Below are 16,526 nucleotides of genomic sequence, written 5' to 3' on the forward strand. Positions count from 1 at the left end.
TTACAGATAAGGCATACGCATGAAGCTCTGGACCCGTTTCAAGACCGCGCATGGTCGCATCGGCTTTGGCCTGCTGCAGGACGACCATATTCTCGAACATCGCGGCGATCTCTACGATCAGCCGATCGCCACGGGCGCGACGATCGCGCGCGATACGGTCGATCTGCTGTGCCCGTGCGAGCCCTCGAAAATCGTGGCGCTGTGGAACAACTTTCACGCGCTCGGCGCGAAGCTCGGCAAGGCCGCGCCGTCGCATCCGCTCTTCCTCATCAAGCCGGCCACGTCGCTGAACGGGCCCGGCGCAGTGATTCAGCGTCCCCCGTCGTATGCGGGCAAGATCGTGTTCGAGGGCGAGCTGGGCGTTGTGATCGGCAAGCGCGCAAGCCAAGTGAGCGAGGAAGCCGCGCGCGATTACATCCTCGGCTACACGTTGGTCAACGACGTGACCGCCGCTGAAATCATCGAGCAGGACGGCAACTTCGCACAGTGGACGCGGGCCAAGGGCTTCGACACGTTCGGCTGTCTCGGCCCCGTCATTGCCCAGGATTTCGACTGGCGCGAGGCGGAGGTCGTCACGCGGCTCGACGGCACGGAGCGTCAGCGCTATCCGCTCGCCGACATGATCTTCAACCCGTGGCAACTCGTCGCGCGTATCTCACAGGACATGACCCTGATGCCGGGGGATGTGATCGCCGTGGGCACCTCGATTGGCGTGGGCTCGATGAAAGAGGGCGCGCTGGTCGAGGTGAGCATTGACGGACTGGGGACGTTGGCCAACCGCATGGGCGGCTGAGAGAACAATCGATTTCACGGTGGTCGGCCGGGGTGGCAAAGGCCTGAGTCGATCGCCCTTTTTCATTCGGCGGATCCGGGATCTGTCCGGCGCGAGGCGGCGTGATCGCCGCCGCGCGCAGCGGGAGGCGGCACGGGACTCTTGTAGGCCATCATGCCGTCGATGAGCGCAGCGCCTTCGGCCAGCAGGAATTCCCGGAAGGCGAGCGCGACCGGCGGCAGCCGCTTGCTGCGACGATGCACGACGTACCAGCTTTGCCAGGCCGGAAAGCCCTGGACGTCGAGCACCGTCAACTGACCGGTCTGAAGCTCCATGCCAACGGTATGGGCCGACAGGAAGCTGATGCCCATGCCCGCCACGACCGCTTGCTTGATGGTTTCCGTGCTGGCGATCTCCATCGTGATCTTGAGTCGCTGGGTGCGCTGACCGAAGGCATCCTGCAGGGAATTCCACGTGTCGGATCCGCGCTCGCGGCTGATGAACGGTTCTTCCGTCAAACGCGAGAAGGGAATCTGACGCTGGCTGGCCAGCGGATGATCCGGCGGTGCCACGATGACATAGGGATGGGGCGCGAAGGCTTCGTTGATCGTGTCGATCTCCGGTGGCGGACGCACCATCACCGCTAGATCGGTGAGGTTTTCGGTGAGCTGATGCAGAAGTTCCTCGCGGTTATGAACCGTGAGATTGAGCGTCACGCCGGGATGGCGTGCGGTAAAGGCCGCGAGCAACCGGGGAAAGAAATAGTCTCCCGCGCTGATCACGGCCACGTTGAGCTTGCCGCCCGTGATGCCCTTGAGGTGATCCATTGCCTCCTCGGTTTCGCGAAAGAGCGCAATGATCGCGCGGCTGTAGTGGAGCATTTCGGTACCCGCCGGCGTAAGGAAGACCTTCTTGCCCAACTGCTCGAACAGCGGCAGGCCGACGTGACTCTCGAGCTGCTTGACCTGTGTCGAGACGGCCGGTTGCGTGAGGTGAAGTTCTTCGGCGGCGCGCGAAAAGCTCAAATGGCGCGCCACGGCTTCGAAGACCTTGAGTTGACGGAGCGTGGCGTGTTTCATGCGGCGGTCATCCTGACATCGGCGGGGCGGCGGAACGATTTCCGCACGCTAAGCGTTGCCAAAGAAGTATAAGTAATCGTAGATGGTTTGCATAATTAACTTTAACTGTCTTTTATGGATTGGGCTGCGTAATCTGCAATGGCAGCCCGCATGAAAGTGGTGTGACAGCAAAGCGTCGGTGACCTGTCATGTCAGGCGAGCGCGGGTCTGCGTGTTCTGGAGACGATCACTGTTTTGGGAGAGCGCCATCATGTCTGTCATCGAATCGCATATCAAACCCGCCGCCCTGGCACCGGTTGCCAACGCCCATCTGCATGCGTTCAACAACGCATTCGTCGAATTGGGGCTGGACTGGTATTGGGACCACCCCACCTATGCCCGGCTGCTGCACGCGACCGGGAACCAAGATTTACCGCTGGCGTATCTCGAAGGCGCTTCGGCGCAGGCGTTGCGCATGGCAGAGCTGTTGCTGATCGGGGCTTACCTCGACGGACATCAGCCGCATCTGCTGCGCGCCTACGAGCCGGAATTCCTGTGCGACCTGATTCACTGCACCAAGGTGCGCTGCTTCGAAGCGGCCAATGAAGGGCGTTCGATGCAGTCGCCGAGAGCCGTTGCGGCCTGAGTTTCACAACACGACAGGGGCTCAGACCCCGAGACAATAACTATGCATATTGGCATTCCAAAGGAGACGGCCGCCGGCGAATCCCGCGTCGCGGCCACACCGGAAACGGTGAAGAAGCTGGTGGGCGCAGGGCATCGCGTCACCGTGGAGCGTGGTGCGGGCGAGGCGGCCAGCGTGCCTGATGCGGCGTATGTCGCAGCGGGCGCGTCAAGCGGTAGCGCGGCCGAAGCCCTTGGCTCCGAGTTGGTGCTCAAGGTACGCGCGCCGTCGATCGCGGAAATCGCGTTGATTCCACGTGGCAGTGCGGTGGTCGGCATGCTCAACCCGTTCGATGCCGAGAACAATGCGCGCATGGCGGCGGCGGGTGTCATTGGCTTCGCCCTGGAAGCCGCGCCGCGGACCACGCGTGCGCAAAGCATGGACGTGTTGTCTTCGCAGGCCAACATCGCCGGCTACAAGGCCGTGATGCTTGCCGCCAATCTGTATCAGCGCTTCATGCCGATGCTCATGACGGCCGCCGGCACGGTCAAGGCCGCGCGTCTGGTCGTGCTGGGCGCCGGCGTCGCCGGGTTGCAGGCCATCGCCACGGCCAAGCGTCTCGGCGCGGTCATCGAAGCCTCGGATGTGCGTCCGGCCGTGCGCGAGCAGATCGAATCGCTCGGCGCCAAGTTCATCGACGTGCCGTTCGAGACCGACGAGGAACGCGAGATCGCCAAGGGCGTGGGCGGCTATGCGCGCCCGATGCCGGCGGCATGGCTCGCGCGTCAGTCGCAACTCGTGCACACACGTTTGACGCAGGCGGACATCGTCATCTCCACCGCGTTGATTCCGGGACGCGCCGCACCGACGCTCATCGCCGAAGACACCGTCAAGGCCATGAAGCCCGGCTCGGTGATCATCGACCTCGCTGCGGGACGCGGCGCGAATGGCGGCGGCAATTGCCCCTTGTCGGTGGCCGACGAGGTCGTCAAGGTGCATGGCGTAACGATTGCGGGCTACACCAACCTCGCGGGCATGGTGGCGGCCGACGCCTCGGCGCTGTATGCCCGTAACGTGCTCGACTTCCTGAAGCTGGTGATCGACAAGGAAGGCAAGCTCGTCATCGATACCAACGACGACATCGTCAGTGCGTGCCTGATGTGCCGCGACGGTCAAGTGCTGCGTGCGGCATAAGGGGGAGACACGACCATGGAAATGATCAATCACACGGTGATCAATCTGATCATCTTCGTGCTGGCGGTGTACGTCGGCTATCACGTGGTGTGGAACGTCACGCCTGCGCTGCACACGCCGCTCATGGCGGTGACGAACGCGATCTCGGCCATCGTGATCGTGGGCGCAATGCTCGCGGCCGGGCTCACGGAAGGCGCGCTCGGCAAGACGATGGGTGTCGTGGCCGTGGCGCTCGCGGCGGTCAACGTGTTCGGGGGCTTCCTCGTCACGCAGCGCATGCTCGAGATGTTCAAGAAGAAAGACAAGGCCCCGGCAAAGACCGCGGCCAATGACGAAGCCGCAGCCAAGGGAGCGCACTGACATGAGCATGAATCTTGTGACGCTGTTGTATTTGGTCGCGTCGATCTGTTTCATTCAGGCGCTCAAGGGCCTGTCGAACCCGAAGATGGCGCGACGCGGCAATGCGTTCGGCATGATCGGGATGACGATTGCGGCGCTGACGACCGTGGCGCTGATCTTCGAGTTGCGCAAACTCTCGAACGGCAACTTCTCCGGACTCGGATTGATCCTCGCGGGGCTCGTGGTCGGCGGCGGCATCGGTGCGTTCGTCGCGCGCAAGGTCGAGATGACCAAGATGCCGGAGCTGGTCGCGGCCATGCACTCGCTGATCGGTCTGGCGGCCGTGTGCATCGCGGTGGCGGCGGTGGCGGAACCGGCGGCGTTCGGCATTGTGCCGGCGGGGCAGACGTCGTTGCCGGCAGGCAATCGTATCGAGCTGTTCATCGGCACGTTCGTTGGCGCGATCACGTTCTCGGGGTCGGTCATCGCCTTCGGCAAACTCTCGGGCAAGTACAAGTTCCGTTTGTTCCAGGGCGCGCCGGTGGTCTTCACGGGTCAGCACATGGTGAATCTGGCGCTGGCGATTGCGATGCTCGGCTTTGGCGGCGCGTTCTTCGTCTCGCAGAGCTGGACGCCGTTCGCCATCATGACGGCCATCGCCTTCGTGCTCGGTGTGCTCATCATCATTCCGATTGGCGGCGCGGACATGCCCGTCGTCGTGTCGATGCTGAACTCGTACTCGGGCTGGGCGGCCGCCGGTATCGGCTTCTCGCTGAACAACCCGATGCTCATCATCGCGGGTTCGCTCGTGGGTTCGTCAGGCGCGATCCTGTCGTACATCATGTGCAAAGCCATGAATCGCTCGTTTTTCAACGTGCTTCTCGGCGGCTTTGGTGCCCAGGCGGGGGCGGGGGGCGCAGTGGGAGATCAACCGCAGCGGCCGGTGAAGTCGGGTTCGCCTGACGACGCCGCATTCCTGATGAGCAACGCCGAATCGCTGGTGATCGTGCCGGGTTACGGTCTGGCTGTCGCCCGCGCGCAGCACGCCCTGAAGGAGTTGACCGACAAGCTCGTCGAGAAGGGCGTGAGTGTACGTTACGCGATCCACCCAGTGGCAGGGCGCATGCCGGGTCATATGAACGTGCTGCTCGCGGAAGCCGAAGTGCCGTACGACCAGGTGCTGGAGATGGACGAGATCAACGGCGAATTCGGTCAGACGGACGTGGTGCTGGTGCTCGGCGCGAACGACGTGGTGAATCCGGCCGCGAAGACCGATCCGACGTCGCCGATTGCCGGCATGCCGATTCTCGAGGCGTACAAGGCCAAGACGATCATCGTCAACAAGCGTTCGATGGCGGCGGGTTATGCCGGGCTGGACAACGACCTGTTCTACCTCGACAAGACCATGATGGTCTTCGGCGACGCGAAGAAAGTGGTCGAAGAGATGGTCAAGGCAGCGGCCTGATCGCCGCGACCGTTTGACTTGCGCAATACGGGGCGCGCCGCCGAGCGCGGCGCGCCGGAGCCACTGCGGTGGTTCGTTCGCTTAATTTTCCGCAGGGCAATCGCACATGAACGTATCGCTGAGACAACTGAAGGTTTTCATGGTCGTGGCGCGCAGCAAGAACTTCAGCCGCGCCGGGGCCGAGATCGGCCTGACACAACCGGCCATCAGCCGGTGCATCAATGAACTGGAAGGACAGCTTGGCCTGCGTCTCGTTGACCGGACCACGCGCGAGGTCGCCCTGACCGACGCCGGTGTGACGCTCGCCGCCAGTCTCGACCGTGTGCTCGACGAACTCGAGATTGCCCTGCTGCAGACGCATGGCGCGGAAGCCCGCACGACCGGAAGGGTGCGCATCGGCGCCGCCCCGACCATCTCGGCCACGCTCATGCCGCGTGTGCTGTTGGCGTCGCAGGCAACGTATCCGGGTGTGGCGCTTGCCCTCGTCGACCAGATGCAGCGCGCCGTTCTGGACAGCGTGCGCGCGGGCGATGTGGACTTCGGCATCGTGGTTGCGCCGCAGGGCGCGGACGACCTCACGACCGAGCACCTGATGAGCGAGCCGTTCTGTCTGGTGTGCCGCAGCGATCATCCGCTGGCCACGCAGGCGGCCGTGCACTGGTCGGAGCTCTCAGGCGAAAATCTGGTGCTGCTCAATCAGAGTTCGGGCAGTCGTCCGCTCATCGATCGCGCGCTCACCACGCAAAAGGTGCAGGGAACGATCACGCAGGAGCTGGGGCATGTGAGCACCATCTTCCGCATGGTGCAGGAGGGGCTGGGAGTGAGCGTGCTGCCGCCGCTCGCGTTGCCGTTGCCGGAGAACTCCACGTTGGCCGTGCGTCCGCTGTTGCCCGCGTTCGAGCGCAACATCGTGCTCGTGCGGCGCAAGAACCGTTCGCTCTCGCCCGTTGCGCATACAGTGTGGGACCTGATTCACCGTGTCGTTCGCGAGCGCAACAAGAGCTTTGCGCTGGCGATGGACCGCCAGAGCGCTGCTTCCACGACGGCTGTCAACTGAATCTCTGAGTCGAATCAACGGCTTGCGTTCTCTCATCAAGGACTTGTCCACAGACTTGAACACAAAATCTGTGGATAAATCGTAGGCGCTCGCAGGCAGTTTGCCTGCGGGGAGCGCCTCCTGATCCGTTCGGTCGAAAACGCCATACCGATCAAGCGCTTGGCAACCGCGCCTCATTCGTTGTCCACAACGTTGTGAACAAAAACTGTGGATAAGTCGCGGCTTGACCGAAGGGCACACTCACGGCGACCCCGGGCGATCGACCACCCTTACTTCAGCGTAACGGACGCCTCGCCGATCCCGTCGATCGTGCCGCGCAGTACGCCTGCACCGCGCGCGGGAAGCATGCCCACATAAGAGCCACAGGTGATCACGGCGCCCGCGTGCATCGTGATGCCGCGCTTGCCGTTGTGATTCACGAGCCACGTGAGCAAGGTGCGCGGATCGCCCCCCGTGTTGAATCCCGTGTCCGCCGGCGCGATGTTCACCCCATCGAGCGAGAACGTAAGCTTCGGCGCCAGGTAGTCGAGCGACGCATCGTAGGCGCGCCCGCTCCCGATCACGAGCGCACCGTTGTTCTGCAAGTCGGCCAACGTGAATCGACTGTCGAGACCGCTCGTCGCGAAACGGCTGTCGGTGATCTCGATCGTCACGAGCGTTTCGCCAACAAACATGAGCGCCTCACGCTCGTCGTAAATCCCCGGTTTGATATCGCGGGCCAGTCGGAACGCGATCTCCAACTCCAGTCCTGGCCGGAAGAAGTCACCCAACGCCAGCGTGCCGCACGCGTCGCTCACGACGGAGGCGGGAATCGGCGCGCAATTCGGCAGATCCATCGGCGTTTTCGCCCCCACTTTCCACGCTGCGATCGTCTCGCCGAGCAAATCGAGGGTGCGCAATTGCACGGCGTAGGCGGCGTCGAAGTCCACCGGCAGCAGCGCCGGGGCGGGGGAGGCGATCGGCGTATCGCCGCGACGGGTGTCGGCCAGCAACTGGGCCAGCGATTCGACGGCGGGGGTCTCGAACATCTTGTAAGTCTCCTGGGAAAAAAGCGATGCCCCAGCGATGCGCTGGAGGCAAGTGGCTCCACATCGTATACAAAATTCAGTCGTCGTTGCGCAGTGCGGTGAACATGACGCCTACTCGGTGAAAACACCACCTAACGTAGTCAAAATCCTGGGGATCTGCGAGAATCGGACTTCGTAATATTTCGTAATATTTCGCGCGATGTGGCAGCGGGGACGCTCGCCATGGCTTGCGAAAGTGCAGTGCGTGCAGTCGATGACCTTCTTCTCCAAGCGAACGACCTGGCCAAGCCTATGCACTCTGTGACCCTGAACGTCCTGCGTGATCCTGTCATTCATCCGCCAGACGGCGAGACGGCGGCGCCCATCAGCCGGCAGGCGCTGCATCTTGCCGTGATGGACCGCCTGCGCAAGATGATGATCGAAGGCACCCTGCCGCCGGGCGCGCATCTGAACGAGCGCGCCCTGTGCGAGCAACTCGGTGTGTCGCGCACGCCGCTGCGCGAGGCGCTCAAGATGCTGGCCGTCGAGCGGCTGATCGAACTGCTGCCGAATCGCGGCGCGCGTGTCGTGACGTTGTCGGCCAGCGATATCGCCGATGCCTTCGAACTGCTCAGCGGCCTCGAAGCGCTGGCTGGCGAATTGGCTTGCGAGCGCATCACGTCCGCGGAAATCGACGATATCCAGGCGTTGCACAGCGAAATGATGACGTGTCACGCGAACGGCGACCTTCCCGGCTATTTCGACTGCAATCAGCGGATTCACGATCGTATCAATGCGGCGGCGCGTAATCCCGCCCTCACGCAAATGTACCAATCGGTCAATCAACGGCTGCAGGCGCTGCGATTCCGCTCCAATCTGCATGCCGGCAAATGGGAGCAAGCCGTCGACGAGCATGTTGCGATGCTGCGCGCCCTGCATGCGCGCGACGGTGCCGCGCTTGGCCGACTATTGCGTGGGCATCTGATGGCCAAGTGTGCCACCGTGCTCGCCCATCGACTCGCCGCCGCGTGACACGCCGGCGCGGCGCAGGCGTCGGAATGCGCTGGCGTGTTCACACGCTCACACATTCATGCGTTCACAGGCTCACGCCGCGCGCCCCAGACTCACCAATCCTTCGTTGAGCATGGCGGCGACATAGGCGTCGGTCTTGCTGCGCAGGTGCGCTTCCATCAGCGTGCGCAGTCGCTTGCCATCGCGTCGGCGTAGCAGCGCGAGCATTTCCGCATGTTCATCGACGGCCTGACGCCAGCGCTCGGGCGTCGGCGTCAATCGCTCGCGTACATACCGCAGGCGTGCGTTGAGATTGTGGAAATACTCGGCCAGCGGCCCGTTGTCCGCCATGCGCAGAATGCTCAGGTGAATCTGCTGATTCAGGGCGAAGTAGGCGGCGTGATCGGCGCGGGCGTAAGCCGATTCCATGTCGGCTTGCAGTTGCGTGAGGGCGTCAAGATCGGCCTCCGACGCTTTTTCGCACGCCTGCTCGCCCGAGAGTCCTTCGAGGACTGCCATCACGGCGAGCAGATTCACGACTTCGTCGACACTCACACGCGCCACGCGTGCCCGGCGCGTTTCCGAGATTTCCACCAACCCTTCGTTCGCCAGTCGCTTGAGCGCTTCACGCAGCGGCGTGCGCGAGACAGCCAGCGCGTCGCATAGCGCGCGTTCCGAGAGGGGCGCGCCGGGACGAAGCTCGCCGCGCACGATGCGCGCCTTGAGGGCTTCGTAAGCGGCGGCGTTCAGCGAGGCGGACGTGCTCATGCGCAATGATCGGGAAAATGGAATGCCAATTTTGATGGGGATGTCATCCGTCGTCAATCGAGAATGCGCGCTTTTTCCACGTTAACCCTGAATTTTGCGATTGCCGCTTGCCAATCCCATCTCGAAGATCTTATCGTTTACAAAAAATTGGTATACCAAAAAGAAAGGCTGGCCGACATCGGGTGCGTGCTGGCGTTGGAAGGAGGCTATGTGACATCCACCGTTCTGACCGAGCGAGACGGCGCCATCGCGCGGGTCACGCTCAATCGTCCTGAGAAGCTCAACGCGTTGACCAAGTCGATGTGGCAGGCGTTGGGGGACACAATCCTCACGTTGTCCGAAACGCCCGACGTGCGCTGTATCGTGCTGCGAGGGGCGGGCGAGAAGTCCTTCGCGCCGGGCAACGACATTGCGGAGTTCGAGACCGATCGCGCCAACGTCGAGCAGGCAAGAACGTATGGCGCGCTCATGCACCGCACGCTCGACGCCTTGTCCCGATGCCCTGTGCCGCTCGTCGCGATGATTCACGGCATTTGCGTCGGCGGCGGCATGGAGATCGCGGCGGCGTGCGACGTGCGCATCTGCGGCGAAACGAGCCGTTTCGGGGCGCCGATCAACAAGCTGGGCCTGGTGATGGCGCACGCGGAGCTATCGGGCCTGGTCCGTCTGCTCGGTCCCTCGCGCGCGCTCGAGATCTTGCTCGAAGGCCGGATCTTCGATGCGCAGGAGGCGTTGCGCATCGGGCTCGTGACCCGCGTGGTGGCCGACGGCGACGTCACGCGCGAGGCCTTGGAGAGCGCGTCGCGCATCGCTGCCGGCGCGCCGCTGGTGGCACGCTGGCACAAGCGCTTCGTGCGCGAACTGGCCAGCGGCCAGCCGCTCAGCGCCGCGCAGATCGACGAAGGTTTCGCGTGCTTCGGCACGGCCGATTTTCAGACGGGCTATCGCGCCTTCCTCGCGAAGACGCCGCCCGTGTTCGAGGGGCGGTGACATGACCGATACCGTCAAACCGGCCGGCGGGCCGTTGCAGGGTGTCAAGGTGATCGAGCTGTCGCACATCATGTCCGGCCCGGTGTGCGGCATGATGCTGGCCGACATGGGCGCCGACGTCATCAAGGTCGAGAAGATGGACGGCGACGACGCCCGTCGTTTTGCGCCGATCCTCCCGCACGGCGAATCGGCGTCGTTCATGATGCTCAATCGCAACAAGCGTGGCATCGCGCTCAATCTCAAGACGGAGGGCGGCTGCGCGGTGTTGCGCGAGATGCTGGCGAGCGCCGACGTCGTCACCGAAAACTATCGCAAGGGGACGATGGAGAAGCTCGGCCTGGGTTACGAGACCCTGCGCGCAGCCAATCCGGCGCTCATCTATTGCTCGATTTCCGGCTATGGACGCACTGGCCCGTACGCCGACAAAGGCGGCTTCGATCTGATTGCGCAAGGGCTCTCAGGCCTGATGAGCGTGACGGGCGAGCCGGGCCAGGCGCCCATCAAGGCGGGCTCGCCGATTGCGGATATCAACGCGGGCATTCTGGCGGCGCTCGGTATCTCGGCGGCGTACGCGCATCGACTGCGCACGGGGCAAGGACAGATCGTCGACACGTCGCTGCTCGAAGCGGGATTCCAGCAGATGTACTGGGCGGCGGCCAACTTCTTCGCGAGCGGCGAGAATCCGCCGAAGCTTGGCTCGGCGAATCCGACGAGCACCCCCTATCAGGCGTTTCGAACGCAAGACGGGTGGATCAATATCGGCGCGGCCAATCAGGCGAACTACGAACGGTTGCTGCAGGTGCTCGACGCCCCCGAGATCGCCGGTGATCCGCGTTTCGCCACCAACGCCGGGCGCACGGCGCACCGTGCCGAACTCGTCGAGCGCCTCACGGCGTACCTGATGCGCGACACCACCGAGCGCTGGGTCGAACGGCTCGACGCCGTGGGCTTGCCGGTCGGCCCGGTGTTGCCGATCTCCGAAGCGGTGACGCACCCGCAGATCGTAGCGCGCGAGATGGTGGTGGAAACCGTGCACCCGCTGGACGGCCCGACACGCAGCATCGGTCTGCCGATCCGCTTTTCCGAGACGCCGAAACGCACGGGTGGTCCCGCGCCGCGGCTTGGCGAACACACGTGCGAGGTGTTGATGGAGTATGGCTTCGACACGACGCGGATTCGCGACTTGATCGCGCAGGGGGCGGTGCATGCGCTGGAGGACCGGCACGCGTGAGTGCATGACGTACGCCGACCGTCGGCGATGCGGATTCTCCGCGTGTTGACGCGCAGCGCAGAACTTCCCTCCCGGTGGCCGGTCGGTTTTAGACTGGCGCATGACAGGCCACCGATCAATCCGACCCGACGCCCAACGTCGACAGGAGGGAGCGCATGACTTCTGGCAGTATCTCCGACAATCGTCTCGGCCCGTCGCCGGCCCGATGGTCGCGTCTTGACCACGCGCGTAACATAGGGCTTCACTCGCTTGCGCTCCATCGTCTGCCGATGGTCGCGCTGTTCCTCTTCCCTTCGCGAGGTGAGCATGCCGGCACGTATTGAAGATTACGCAATGATTGGCGACTGCCGAAGCGCTGCGCTCGTCGCGCGCGATGGCTCGATCGACTGGCTCTGCTGGCCGTATTTCGATTCGCCCGCGTGTTTCGCGGCGCTGCTTGGCGGCCCGGAGCATGGCCGATGGAAGCTCGCCCCCGACGATCCTCGCGTGACCTGTACGCGTCGTTATCACGACGACACGCTGATTCTCGAGACCCGCTTCGAGACGGTGGAGGGCTGCGTCGCCGTGATCGACTTCATGCCGTTGCGCGACGGCGCGGCCGACCTTGTGCGGCTGGTCAAGGGCATCCACGGAACGGTGACCATGTCGATGGAGTTGATCCTGCGCTTCGACTATGGGGCGTCGGTGCCGTGGTCGCGTCCGCTCGACGGCGACGATCCCACCGGGCCGGGGATGCGTCTCATCGCGGGACCCGACAAGGTCGTGGTGCGCACGCCCATCGAGATTCAGGATGTGCCGGGCAGTCTGCGCGCGCGCTTCGATGTGACGGCCGGTGACACCGTGCCGTTCGTGCTTTCGCGCGTGCCGTCGCATCACGCCGATCCGCGCGAGATCGATCCGCTCGCCGCCCTCGCCGATACCGAGCGCTACTGGCGCACCTGGGCTCACCGCTGCCAGCTCGACGGCCGCTGGGCCGATGCGATTCGCCGCTCGCTCATCGTGCTCAAGGCGCTCACGTTCGTGCCGACGGGCGGCGTGGTGGCCGCGCCGACGACGTCGTTGCCCGAACAGCTTGGCGGCGAGCGCAACTGGGACTATCGCTATTGCTGGTTGCGCGACGCCACGCTCACCTTGCAGGCGCTCATGCTCGGGGGCTACTACACCGAAGCGAACGACTGGAGCGATTGGCTGGTGCGCGCCGTGGCCGGTGCGCCGTCGCAGGTGCAGATCATGTACGGACTCTCGGGCGAGCGGCGTTTGCCCGAGTGGGAGGTCGATTGGCTGCCCGGCTATGAAGGGGCGAAGCCCGTGCGCGTGGGCAATGGCGCGGTCGGGCAGTTGCAGCTCGACGTGTATGGCGAAGTGATGGACGCGTTGCATCAGGCGCGTCTGGGCGGATTGACGCCGGACGAGGCCACGTGGGAGGTGCAGACGAAGCTTGTGGCGCATCTCGAAACGGTGTGGCGCAAGCCGGACGAGGGCATCTGGGAAGTGCGCGGCGGACGCCAGCACTTCACCTACTCGAAGGTCATGGCCTGGGTCGCGTTCGATCGGGCGATCAAGTCGGCCGAGCGCTTCGGCTTGCCGGGGCCGATCGATCACTGGCGCGACTTGTGCAAGGAGATTCATGCGGACGTCTGCGCGCACGGCTTCGACACGACGCGCAACGCGTTCATGCAGGCCTATGGTTCCGCGGAGATGGATGCGAGCGTGCTGATGATTCCGCTCGTGGGCTTCCTGCCGGCGAACGATCCGCGCATCATAGGCACCATCGAGGCGGTCGAGCGAGACCTCATGCACGACGGGCTGGTGCAACGCTATCGCACGAGCCGGGTCGACGACGGCCTGCCGGCGGGCGAGGGCGCGTTTCTCGCCTGCAGCTTCTGGATGGTCGATTGCCTGGTGATGATCGGCCGTCAGCGCGACGCCCGTGCCCTGTTCGAGCGGTTGCTGTCGTTGCGCAACGACGTCGGTCTGCTGGCCGAGGAGTACGACACGCATCATGCGCGTCAGGTCGGCAACTTCCCGCAGGCGTTTTCGCACATCGCGCTCGTGCACGCGGCCATCCGACTCGAAGCGCTTGCCGATGACGACCGCGCGGATAATTCGGCAGACGAACAAAATGCCGATGATGAGGACCGGTTCGAACATGTGGGGTATCGCGCGATCGGGGTTTGAGGTGGAGCGCGCGGCGCAACAGGGTCGGCCCGCCTGAAGCGGGCTAGAATTCTGATTTCGCTTAATTCTTTTGAGGGACGGGATTGGCCGCCGCGTCTCGTCACCACGCCGCATGACGCAAGACAAAACACTCACCGCGCTGCTGTGGATCGTAGCGGCGGGCTTTTTCATGCAGGCGCTCGATACGACCATCGTCAATACGGCGCTGCCCGCGATGGCGGCGAGCCTTGGCGAGAACCCGCTGCGCATGCAGCCCGTGGTGGTCGCCTACTCACTGACAATGGCCATGCTCACCCCGGCGTCGGGTTGGCTGGCCGACCGGTTCGGCACGCGCCGCGTCTACTTCGTTGCGATTTTGCTGTTCGTGATCGGTTCGATCTTCTGTGCGATGGCGCACACGATGACGCAACTGGTGCTCGCGCGCGTGTTGCAGGGGGCGGGGGGCTCGATGCTCTTGCCGATCGGGCGTCTCGCGGTGCTGCGCACCTTCCCGGCGGGGCAATATCTGGCGGCGCTCGCGTTCGTGTCGATTGCCGGGCAGGTCGGGCCGATGATCGGCCCGGTGCTGGGCGGCTGGCTGGTTCAGGTTGCCTCATGGCATTGGATTTTCCTGATCAATGTGCCGATCGGCATCGCCGGCAGCTTGGCGGTACGGCGCTACTTGCCGCCTCCGGCGCGTGACGAGGTCATCGATGCCGACTTTGACTGGGCGGGCTTCGCGCTGCTCTCGATGGCGATGGTGTCGTTTACGCTGGCGCTGGATCATCCGTTCTCCGACCGGGGATGGGGGGTGTCCGCCGGGCTGGCGCTGCTTTGCGTCGTCACGACGCTGGGATATTGGCCTTATGCCCGGCGTCGCGCCGCGCCGTTGTTCCCGCTCGAACTCTTCGCGACGCGGAGTTTCCGCCTCGGGCTGCTGGGCAATCTCGTCGCGCGGATTGGCAGTAGCGCCGTGCCTTTCCTGTTGCCGTTGCTGCTTCAGGTGGCCATGGGGTATAGCCCGCTTGCGTCGGGACTGATGATGTTGCCGGTTGCACTGGCGGGCGTGGTGGTCAAGCGGATGGTGACGCCGCTGGTGGCGCGCTTCGGCTACACGCGTTTTCTGATGGTCAACACGGCGGTGGTCGGCGGTGCGATCGCGAGCTTCGCGCTGTTCGGGCCGGGGTGGCCGATGTGGCTAGGGTTGGGGCAACTGGCGATCTTCGGCGGCGCGAACTCGATGCAGTTCGCCGCGATGAACAGTGTCACCCTGAAGGATCTTGGCACGCGCCGCGCGAGCGCGGGCAATGGCCTGTTCTCGATGGCGCAGATGCTTGCGTTGGGACTGGGCGTGACCATCGGCGGCCAGTTGTTGGCACTGTTCGGTCAATTGGCCGGGCAGGCAGGCGAGGGCGGAATGGGCGGTACGGTGGCGGGGTTTCGACTGACGTTCGTATGTGTCGGGCTGATTACGCTCGCGTCGGCGATCATTTTCCGCCGCGTGGAGGATCCCGCGGCAGGGGGCGCCCAAGGCGGCAGCGAGACGCGACCCGCGTCTGCCACCGATCTCAGGCGCTGAGCGCGCGGGTTACCGTTTTACCAGCGCACACTTCGAATCGGCCAACGGGGCGAACGCCTTGTCGGCCGGAATCGTCTCCAGGATCTTGTACAGATCCCACGCCGACTTCGATTCGGCCGGCGTCTTGACCTGCACCAGCAGCATGTCGTGCACCAGCTTGCCATCGGCGCGAATGTGTCCGTTGCGGATCACCGGGTCGTCGATCTTCATCGACTTGAGCTTGGCCATGACGGTGTCGGCGTCGTCGGTGCCCGCCGCCTGAATCGCCTTCAGGTAATTGAAAACGGCGGAATAGACGGCGGCCTGCATCATGGTCGGCATCTTCTTGTGCTGCGCGTAGAAGCGCTGGGCGAAGGCGCGCGAGCGGTCGTCCTGGTCCCAATAGAAGCCGTTCGTGAGGATCATGCCCTGCGCGTTCTTCAGGCCCATGCCGTGCACTTCAGTGATCAACGACAACAGTGGCGTGAAGACCTGCTTGCCGCCCTGGATCATGTTGAACTGCGACGCCTGCTTGACGGTGTTGAGCGTGTCCGTGCCCGAGTTCGCCAGCGCGATCACCTGCGCCCCGGACGTCTGCGCGCGCAGCAGGTACGACGACATATCGGGCGAGTTCACCGGATGCTTCACCGAACCCACGACCTTGCCGCCCTGGCGCGTGAGAATCTCGCTGGCGTCCTTCTCCAGCGCCTGACCGAACGCGTAGTCGGCGGTGATGAAGTACCACGACTTGAGGCCTCGGCGAAGCAACGCCTGCGACGTGGAATTCGCGAGCGCGTACGTGTCGTACATCCATTGCACGCTGTGCGCTGTGCATTGTTCATTACTGATGGCCGACGAACCCGCGCCGGTCACCAGCGCGATCTTCTTCTTTTCCTCGGCGATGCGATCGACGGCGAGCGCGACGTTCGAGAATGTCAGGTCGGTGATCATGTCGACTTTGTCGCGGTCGTACCACTCGCGGGCGATCGTGGCGCCGGTGTCGGTCTTGCCCTGAGAGTCGGCCGAGATCAATTCGATCGGCGCGCCGAGCACCTTGTGATCGTGCGCGAAGTCGTCGATCGCCATGGTGGCGGCGACCACGCTGCCTTTGCCAGCATTGTCGCTCGACACACCGGACAGATCGGTGAGCACACCGATCTTCACGACGCCGTCCGAAATGCCTCCGCCGGCCGCGGGTTGGGCGGCGCAGACAACGGGGCCCAGCGCGGTAAGGGTGAACGAAGCGGCAACGGCAATCGCGCGGCGCAAGTGGCCGGTGAGGCTGGGCATGGGG

At 64.1% G+C, this 16,526-nt stretch carries 16 protein-coding genes; 12 read left to right on the top strand and 4 right to left on the bottom strand.

Annotated features, from left to right (window positions below; genetic code table 11):
- Positions 1–19: 19 nt before the first annotated feature.
- Entirely contained in the window at positions 20–793 is a 774-nt protein-coding gene (locus OYT13_RS07130) for a fumarylacetoacetate hydrolase family protein (RefSeq protein ID WP_017231691.1), read from the top strand.
- A 62-nt stretch (positions 794–855) separates the two neighbouring features.
- Here OYT13_RS07130 and OYT13_RS07135 read toward each other — a convergent pair whose 3' ends face one another.
- Positions 856–1,851: a LysR family transcriptional regulator gene (locus OYT13_RS07135; RefSeq protein WP_017231690.1), complete on the bottom strand. Its 996-nt coding sequence runs from the start codon at positions 1,849–1,851 to the stop codon at positions 856–858.
- A 250-nt stretch (positions 1,852–2,101) separates the two neighbouring features.
- Here OYT13_RS07135 and OYT13_RS07140 point away from each other — a divergent pair, with 250 nt between their 5' ends.
- The 5 genes from OYT13_RS07140 (at position 2,102) to OYT13_RS07160 (ending at position 6,510) form a co-directional block, all read left to right on the top strand.
- Positions 2,102–2,476 carry a hypothetical protein gene (locus OYT13_RS07140; protein ID WP_017231689.1) on the top strand — a complete coding sequence of 125 codons (375 nt, stop codon included), beginning with the start codon at positions 2,102–2,104 and terminating at the stop codon, positions 2,474–2,476.
- Positions 2,477–2,518: 42 nt separating this feature from the next.
- Entirely contained in the window at positions 2,519–3,649 is a 1,131-nt protein-coding gene (locus tag OYT13_RS07145) for a Re/Si-specific NAD(P)(+) transhydrogenase subunit alpha (RefSeq protein ID WP_268567527.1), read from the top strand.
- 15 nt (positions 3,650–3,664) lie between these two features.
- Positions 3,665–4,009: an NAD(P) transhydrogenase subunit alpha gene (locus OYT13_RS07150; protein WP_023596913.1), complete on the top strand. Its 345-nt coding sequence runs from the start codon at positions 3,665–3,667 to the stop codon at positions 4,007–4,009.
- A gap of 1 nt (position 4,010) precedes the next feature.
- Complete coding sequence (locus OYT13_RS07155) at positions 4,011–5,453, top strand: NAD(P)(+) transhydrogenase (Re/Si-specific) subunit beta (RefSeq protein ID WP_150564145.1); 1,443 nt, start codon at positions 4,011–4,013, stop codon at positions 5,451–5,453.
- 106 nt (positions 5,454–5,559) lie between these two features.
- The gene (locus OYT13_RS07160) at positions 5,560–6,510 is read left to right on the top strand and encodes a LysR family transcriptional regulator (RefSeq protein WP_017232463.1); all 951 of its coding nucleotides are present in this window, start codon (positions 5,560–5,562) and stop codon (positions 6,508–6,510) included.
- A 269-nt stretch (positions 6,511–6,779) separates the two neighbouring features.
- Here the strand turns inward: OYT13_RS07160 and OYT13_RS07165 are convergent, their stop codons facing one another.
- A complete protein-coding gene (locus OYT13_RS07165) occupies positions 6,780–7,538 on the bottom strand; it encodes a 2-keto-4-pentenoate hydratase (RefSeq protein WP_017232462.1) in 759 nt (252 codons plus the stop codon).
- 291 nt (positions 7,539–7,829) lie between these two features.
- Here OYT13_RS07165 and OYT13_RS07170 point away from each other — a divergent pair, with 291 nt between their 5' ends.
- A complete protein-coding gene (locus tag OYT13_RS07170) occupies positions 7,830–8,549 on the top strand; it encodes a GntR family transcriptional regulator (RefSeq protein ID WP_017232461.1) in 720 nt (239 codons plus the stop codon).
- Positions 8,550–8,621: 72 nt separating this feature from the next.
- Here the strand turns inward: OYT13_RS07170 and OYT13_RS07175 are convergent, their stop codons facing one another.
- Positions 8,622–9,296, bottom strand: a complete 675-nt coding sequence (locus tag OYT13_RS07175) for a GntR family transcriptional regulator (RefSeq protein ID WP_039829942.1) — start codon at positions 9,294–9,296, stop codon at positions 8,622–8,624.
- A gap of 210 nt (positions 9,297–9,506) precedes the next feature.
- On the opposite strand from OYT13_RS07175, the gene OYT13_RS07180 reads away from it, so the two are divergent.
- From OYT13_RS07180 to mdtD, 5 genes are all read left to right on the top strand, one after another.
- Positions 9,507–10,286, top strand: coding sequence for an enoyl-CoA hydratase-related protein (locus OYT13_RS07180; protein ID WP_026131685.1), 780 nt, complete (start codon positions 9,507–9,509; stop codon positions 10,284–10,286).
- Position 10,287: 1 nt separating this feature from the next.
- Positions 10,288–11,517, top strand: coding sequence for a CaiB/BaiF CoA transferase family protein (locus OYT13_RS07185; protein WP_261938862.1), 1,230 nt, complete (start codon positions 10,288–10,290; stop codon positions 11,515–11,517).
- A 155-nt stretch (positions 11,518–11,672) separates the two neighbouring features.
- Complete coding sequence (locus OYT13_RS07190) at positions 11,673–11,840, top strand: hypothetical protein (protein WP_268567528.1); 168 nt, start codon at positions 11,673–11,675, stop codon at positions 11,838–11,840.
- Entirely contained in the window at positions 11,824–13,695 is a 1,872-nt protein-coding gene (locus OYT13_RS07195; RefSeq protein ID WP_017232457.1) for a glycoside hydrolase family 15 protein, read from the top strand. Before OYT13_RS07190 ends, OYT13_RS07195 begins: the two co-directional genes overlap by 17 nt.
- 112 nt (positions 13,696–13,807) lie before the next feature.
- Positions 13,808–15,253, top strand: coding sequence for a multidrug transporter subunit MdtD (gene mdtD / locus OYT13_RS07200; protein WP_017232456.1), 1,446 nt, complete (start codon positions 13,808–13,810; stop codon positions 15,251–15,253).
- A gap of 9 nt (positions 15,254–15,262) precedes the next feature.
- Here the strand turns inward: mdtD and OYT13_RS07205 are convergent, their stop codons facing one another.
- Entirely contained in the window at positions 15,263–16,522 is a 1,260-nt protein-coding gene (locus OYT13_RS07205; protein WP_268567529.1) for an ABC transporter substrate-binding protein, read from the bottom strand.
- Positions 16,523–16,526 lie beyond the last annotated feature (4 nt).

It is taken from the genome of Pandoraea sp. XJJ-1 (genome assembly GCF_026802345.1).
GTDB classification, from domain to species: domain Bacteria; phylum Pseudomonadota; class Gammaproteobacteria; order Burkholderiales; family Burkholderiaceae; genus Pandoraea; species Pandoraea cepalis.

What these genes read in the sequence shown, in the direction of transcription:
- OYT13_RS07195 (WP_017232457.1), top strand. Translation starts at nt 11,824, where the DNA reads ATGCCGGCACGTATTGAAGATTACGCAATGATTGGCGACTGCCGAAGC.
- OYT13_RS07130 (WP_017231691.1), top strand. Translation starts at nt 20, where the DNA reads ATGAAGCTCTGGACCCGTTTCAAGACCGCGCATGGTCGCATCGGCTTT.
- OYT13_RS07190 (WP_268567528.1), top strand. Translation starts at nt 11,673, where the DNA reads ATGACTTCTGGCAGTATCTCCGACAATCGTCTCGGCCCGTCGCCGGCC.
- OYT13_RS07170 (WP_017232461.1), top strand. Translation starts at nt 7,830, where the DNA reads ATGCACTCTGTGACCCTGAACGTCCTGCGTGATCCTGTCATTCATCCG.
- OYT13_RS07165 (WP_017232462.1), bottom strand. Translation starts at nt 7,538, where the DNA reads ATGTTCGAGACCCCCGCCGTCGAATCGCTGGCCCAGTTGCTGGCCGAC.
- OYT13_RS07135 (WP_017231690.1), bottom strand. Translation starts at nt 1,851, where the DNA reads ATGAAACACGCCACGCTCCGTCAACTCAAGGTCTTCGAAGCCGTGGCG.
- OYT13_RS07205 (WP_268567529.1), bottom strand. Translation starts at nt 16,522, where the DNA reads ATGCCCAGCCTCACCGGCCACTTGCGCCGCGCGATTGCCGTTGCCGCT.
- OYT13_RS07160 (WP_017232463.1), top strand. Translation starts at nt 5,560, where the DNA reads ATGAACGTATCGCTGAGACAACTGAAGGTTTTCATGGTCGTGGCGCGC.
- mdtD (WP_017232456.1), top strand. Translation starts at nt 13,808, where the DNA reads ATGACGCAAGACAAAACACTCACCGCGCTGCTGTGGATCGTAGCGGCG.
- OYT13_RS07175 (WP_039829942.1), bottom strand. Translation starts at nt 9,296, where the DNA reads ATGAGCACGTCCGCCTCGCTGAACGCCGCCGCTTACGAAGCCCTCAAG.
- OYT13_RS07145 (WP_268567527.1), top strand. Translation starts at nt 2,519, where the DNA reads ATGCATATTGGCATTCCAAAGGAGACGGCCGCCGGCGAATCCCGCGTC.
- OYT13_RS07150 (WP_023596913.1), top strand. Translation starts at nt 3,665, where the DNA reads ATGGAAATGATCAATCACACGGTGATCAATCTGATCATCTTCGTGCTG.
- OYT13_RS07185 (WP_261938862.1), top strand. Translation starts at nt 10,288, where the DNA reads ATGACCGATACCGTCAAACCGGCCGGCGGGCCGTTGCAGGGTGTCAAG.
- OYT13_RS07140 (WP_017231689.1), top strand. Translation starts at nt 2,102, where the DNA reads ATGTCTGTCATCGAATCGCATATCAAACCCGCCGCCCTGGCACCGGTT.
- OYT13_RS07155 (WP_150564145.1), top strand. Translation starts at nt 4,011, where the DNA reads ATGAGCATGAATCTTGTGACGCTGTTGTATTTGGTCGCGTCGATCTGT.